Source organism: Protofrankia sp. CiP1_Cm_nod4 (assembly GCF_982290645.1).
Window position 1 is genome coordinate 1 of the sequence record NZ_CEVIVC010000123.1, and the last position, 5,230, is coordinate 5,230.

The window sequence follows — 5,230 nt, forward strand, 5'->3', positions numbered from 1 at the left end:
CTCTACGGCCTGACGCGCAACGCTCTCGGGGTGCTGCTCCGCGTACGCGGCGACACGGCGAAAGAGGTGGAGCTCCTCGTCCTACGACACCAGGTGGCGGTGCTGCGGCGCCAGGTCCACCGTCCGACCCTGGAACCGGCAGATCGGGTAGATCCTGACGGCGTTGTCCCGGCTGTTACCCCGGACCCGCTGGGACGTTTTCTTCGTCACTCCGGCCACCGTGTTGCGGTGGCCGGAGTGACCTCCTCACCCGGAAATGGACCTATCCACGGAAGTCGCCCGGTCGGCCACCGGTCCGCCGCAAGATCCGTGATCTGGTTCTGCGCCTCGCGAAGAAGAACCCGACCTGGGGTCACCGGCGGGTGCGCCGTGAGGCGCCAATTGATCGAACAGGGCTGGGAGACCTTCGTCGCTGTCCTGTCATGGTAGGGCGGTGAAGCTGGGGGCAGCCTGATCCGGGAGGTGCCGGTGAGGGTGGCGGTCGACTTCTTCCACGCGGACTGCGCCGTGACGCTCCAGCGTCCGTACCGCTTGTTCGTCATGGAGGTCGGCTCCTGCTCCGTGCACCTCCTTGGGGCCCCGCCAACCCGGACGGGCCCTGGACCACCCAACAGATCCGGAATCTGCTGATGGACCTCGGCGACCGGGCGGCCGACGTCCAGGCCCTGGTCCGTGACCGCGCTGGGCAGGTCACCGCATCCTTCGACGCGGTCCTCGCCGACGCCGGCATCACCGCGGTCACGATCCCACCCCGAGCTCCCCGCGCGCTCCACCTCCAACCGCCCCGGCCCGACCACCCGATCACTGACGTCACGACGGGACACATCAAGCGTCGGCCCGTCCTCGGTGGCCTGATCAACTAATACGAACGAACGGCCTAAAACCCCAGGTCAACGCCGATAGCCGAGTTCTGGCACCCAACAGGTTCTACATAAGCCTCGTAGTATCTACCTGTAGCTTCGGGGTTTCTTTCTCAGGAATGACTGTCACTCGGGCCGAGTGTGGTGAGCAATGCCGTTAGCGCGACCCTCTCGCTGTTCGAGTTCGGACTCGTTGCCCGGAGGGCGCGCAGCACCGTATCAATCTTTCCGTCGATCTTGGTCCACGCAGCCTTGTCCTTCGGTTTCAGACGCGCTTCGGCGTTGTCCCACGCGATTTCGAGATCACCGATGCGGGCCGTAGCGCCAGACTGGTTGCCGGCGTTCAGGAGATCCAGCGTGTCCTGTGTGATTTTTCGGAACTTCGAGAGGTCTCCGAGGGGCGAGAGCTGTGCTGGCTGACTTCCGCCGGGGATCACTGCCTGGCTTGCGCCGGGGATCACTGTCTGGCTTGCGCCGGGGATCACTGTCTGGCTTGCGCCGGGGATCGACTGCACGGCGGCAGCCGAGTTTGACGTGTCTTCTTGAAGCGAGGACTTGCGCAAGAAGTATCCCGTCCCTGCGGCGATGAGGACGAGCGCCACGACGACGACTGTCTGCCACAAGCCTCCTCGTTCCATTGCCTCGTCAGTGTCAATGGCAGAGGCACTCGGGATGACATCGGCTTTCGTCACCGAGAAATAGGTAACGATGCCGAGAATGCCGGCCACGAAGATCAGGCTCGTCACCGTCGCACCCAGGCCCAGCCCGCCCTGGCCCGATGACTGAGAGAGGTAGTCACCGATCGATGCTCCAAGCGGGCGGGTCATGATGTAGATGATCCAGAAGGAGAGAACCGAGTTGAGTCCGAATCGCCATGCGACCGCAATGATGGCGATCAGCGATACCACGATGATTCCCGTCGCCAGGTAGCCGAGCCCAAGCACCTCGGCCATGAGATCGCCGGTCGCCGTGCCGAGCGCGAAGGTGACGAGAATCGTCAGCCAGTAGAACGCCTCTCGCCGTCTGGTGAAGATGGAATGAATGGAGAGCGTCTTCTCGATCAGGTACCACACGAGGAAGGCGAGAGCGAGAAGAACACCGAAAATCAGGGTGCTCGCTTCGAGTGGCAGACCGATACTGTCCGTGAGATTGTCGGTTACCAATGTGCCGAAGACGCTCACGAGCGCCACCGCCAGCCAGTACCTGCTCGGTATGTACCGATTCGCCCTGAATTGGAAGATCAGAGCGGCGACGAGCAGGACGCCTGTGACGACGGACGTACCGGTCAGACCGAGGTTCAGGTTGACGTTGAGGAAGTCAGCGGCCGATTCACCAACCGTCGTGCAGAGCACTTTGATGATCCAGAAGTAGATGGTGACTTCTGGAACTTTGTTAAGGAGTTGGCGATTTGGTGCGAGGGTGCGTGGTGAAGTCATGGGGATGCTCGGTGAAGTCATCGGGCTCTTTCTCGTTCTCGGTTCGGTCGCCGCGGCGGAAGAATCTGGGACGAGGGTGAGCCAAGCCGCGACTTGTCGGACATTAGGGCACGCCAGGCCAGCCATGGGTCGGACAGGGTAAGCGGGCGGGAAACTCTGTTAATGAGCAGCTGCGGAGTCCTGAGGCATCCGCCGCGTGGTTGGACTCGGGAGTGACAGGTGAGCTGCACGGACGCCTGCGTGGTGGATGCCGCGGTACCTGCTCGACTACAGGCAACCGCTGTCACCGGGGCAGGCGGTCGTGGTCGCTTCCCGCGCGGGCGTCGGGCCGCCGCCCGGGTCTGGTCTGGCGACGGTATTCCCGGACTACCGGAACGGCGGACACCACCACGATCAGCAGCGTGATCGGGATGATGTACCGGTCGATCGAGATGGACCGTCCAAGGGTGTAGCCGAGCAGGGTGACGCCGAGCGACCAGATCAACCCGCCGGCGACGTTGAACAGGGTGAAGGCCCGGGCCGGCACGCCCACCACACCGGCCACCGGGTTCATGAAGGTGCGTATGACCGGCACGAACCGCGCCAGGATGATCGCCTTTCCGTAGCCGTACCGGTCCAGGAACTCCTGGGTCCGTTCCACGTTCTCCTGTTTGAACAGCCGGGAGTCGGGTCGGTTGAACAGGACCGGGCCGGCCCGGCGGCCCAGCAGATAGCCCGTCTGTGCGCCCACCAGCGCCGCGACGGCCACCCCGGCCAGCACGGAGCCGATGTGGAAATGCGGCTGGCCGGCGGTAGTGCGGGTCGTGCTGTAGGCGCCGGCGAGGAACAGCAGGGAGTCACCCGGAAGGAAGAACCCGAGGAGCAGGCCGGTCTCGGCGAACACGATGACGGTCAGACCGGCAAGGCCGAACGTCGAGGCCAGTGAGGCGGGGTCAAGAATATTGAGTGCGAGTGGACCAGACAGCGCAGGACTTCCTTTCCATCGTTTCCGGCCGGATCCTGCCCGCAGTTGACCGTCTCACGGGCAGAGCGCCTCGGGGCCTGCGAAATCAGAATGAGAAGGGACCGAACCTCAGCACGGACACGAATCCGACGGCGAGACAGTAGAACGCGAACGGGGTGAGCGTCCGGGTTTCGAACCAGCGGCTGAGGAACCGCACCGACAGATAGGCTGCGACACCCGCGACCGCCGCCCCGAACAGGGTCTGCCCCCGTACCCCGTTGCCGAGCGGGCCGAACAGATCCGGCAGCTTGAGTAGGCCCGCAGCCAAGATCACGGGGGTGGCCAGCAGGAACGCGAACCGAGCCGCGTCCTCGTGGGACAGGCCGCGGATCAAACCGGCTACCATGCTCACGCCCGATCGGCTGATCCCCGGTGCGAGTGCGGCGGCCTGGGCGAAGCCGACAACAAGAGCGTCCTTCACAGAGAGCGTGGCCAGTCTCTGATCGGCAGCCAGGTCTGCGGCGGCGCCGACGGACAGCGGCGCCGGGTCGGCCGATCCCGGGGTGGCGCCTTCAGAAGCGCCCGTGGCGGGCGTCGGAGTCGGTTTCCCAGCGGTGAACCTGCCCGTGATCGGCGCTGCCATCACCGGAGCGGGCGCGGACCCGGGTCCGCCGGGCGCCGTGTTCCTCCGCCGCAGCCGCTCCCCAGCGAGCAGCACTCCACCGTTGACGGTCAGGAACAACGCTGCCGACAACGGTTTGCCGAGCGTGGTGCGGAAAGTGTGCTCCAGCAGGAGACCGCTGATTCCGACCGGAATCGTCGCGATAATCAGCAGCCAGCCGAGTCGCTGGTCGGATGTCTGGACCCGGCGGTCCCGTACCGATATCGTCAGACCACTGGTGATCCGGACCCAGTCGCGCCAGTAGAACGTGATCAGAGCGATCGCGGTAGCGACGTGTACGGCGACGATGAAGGCCAGGTAGGGCGACTCCGGCGCAGAGACGTCCAGGTCCCGCGCCCAGCTTCCACCGATCCACGCGGGGACGAGCACGCTGTGCCCGAGACTGGATACCGGAAACAGTTCCGTGATCCCTTGTAGGAGACCGATCGCGCCCGCCTCGACGAATCCGAAATGCCCCATCGGCGCCGTCCCTTCTTCCGGCGAGGCGTCAAGCCCGCCTGATTCCCGACGTGGCAGTCCGGCCGCGACTGTCTGCCCGCCGAGCGGCGGGTCGGTTCACGATGCCGAAAGGATCATGTGAAAACGGTGTACGCCGAGCGGGCGATCGGGGCCGTCTACGCTCTGAGTGGCCCCCGGCGTTAAGAGCGTGTCTCACGTGGGGAGTTTCTTCCAGCAGATCAGTGCGGCCGCGAGGGAGAGAAACCCGAGGAAGTTGCGGCCGTCGCGTTCGTAACGGATAGTCAGCCGGCGATAACCATCGAACCAGCCGGATGGGTCGGCCGCGCAGCGAGGTGCCAGCCCGAGGGCTGGTCCTTTTCCGCGCGGCCTCCCGCCGAACCGGACGTGATGGTTTCCCGATCATCCGGCTCTCCGGTGACTACTGCGTGAGCGGTGTAGCGGGCCGCCCCTTGTGGATCTGGCCGTGGCAGGTAGCGCAGACCACGAGTAAACGTTCAGGTTCTTTGTTGATGTTGCTGTGGGTGGCCGGCTCTCGAGCCGGGTTCGGTTGTTGGCTGACGCGTGGCGCAGCAGGTCTGGTGCGTGTGGTGATGTAGCGGGGTGCCCGCGCAGCCGGAGGAGATGCCCCTTGAGGGACTGATCGCCCTCGTGCGCGCGCAGGCGGAGTTGATCGGTGAGCTGCGGGTGACGGTGGCGGCGCAGGCCAGGGAGATCGCGGAGTTGGCGGCGAAGGCGGCTGACCTGGAACGGAAGGCGTCGCGGAACTCGCGGAACTCGTCGTTGTCGCCGTCCACGGACGACGCGATCCCGGGGCGGAAGCCGCCGGAGCCGCCGCCGGGCGGGACTCCCG

4 protein-coding genes and 1 pseudogene are annotated in these 5,230 nt (G+C 65.3%); 2 read left to right on the forward strand and 3 right to left on the reverse strand.

What is annotated here, in order from left to right; all coding sequences use genetic code 11:
• Window positions 1-863, forward strand: a pseudogene (locus AC5LSR_RS18930) (hypothetical protein); the annotation flags it as partial.
• 110 nt (window positions 864-973) lie between these two features.
• Here AC5LSR_RS18930 and AC5LSR_RS18935 read toward each other — a convergent pair.
• From AC5LSR_RS18935 to AC5LSR_RS18945, 3 genes are all read right to left on the reverse strand, one after another.
• Complete coding sequence (locus AC5LSR_RS18935) at window positions 974-2,317, reverse strand: COG4705 family protein (RefSeq protein ID WP_250285356.1); 1,344 nt, start codon at window positions 2,315-2,317, stop codon at window positions 974-976.
• A 262-nt stretch (window positions 2,318-2,579) separates the two neighbouring features.
• Window positions 2,580-3,179, reverse strand: coding sequence for a DedA family protein (locus AC5LSR_RS18940; protein WP_250285355.1), 600 nt, complete (start codon window positions 3,177-3,179; stop codon window positions 2,580-2,582).
• A 166-nt stretch (window positions 3,180-3,345) separates the two neighbouring features.
• On the reverse strand, window positions 3,346-4,380 hold the full coding sequence (locus AC5LSR_RS18945) for an undecaprenyl-diphosphate phosphatase (protein ID WP_250285354.1): 1,035 nt from the start codon (window positions 4,378-4,380) through the stop codon (window positions 3,346-3,348).
• Between the two features lie 600 nt (window positions 4,381-4,980).
• On the opposite strand from AC5LSR_RS18945, the gene AC5LSR_RS18950 reads away from it, so the two are divergent.
• Window positions 4,981-5,230, forward strand: a 250-nt coding sequence (locus AC5LSR_RS18950; protein ID WP_493468749.1) for a DUF6444 domain-containing protein, incomplete at its 3' end; no start/stop codon positions are given.

What these genes read in the sequence shown, in the direction of transcription:
- AC5LSR_RS18935 (WP_250285356.1), bottom strand. Translation starts at nt 2,317, where the DNA reads ATGACTTCACCGAGCATCCCCATGACTTCACCACGCACCCTCGCACCA.
- AC5LSR_RS18945 (WP_250285354.1), bottom strand. Translation starts at nt 4,380, where the DNA reads ATGGGGCATTTCGGATTCGTCGAGGCGGGCGCGATCGGTCTCCTACAA.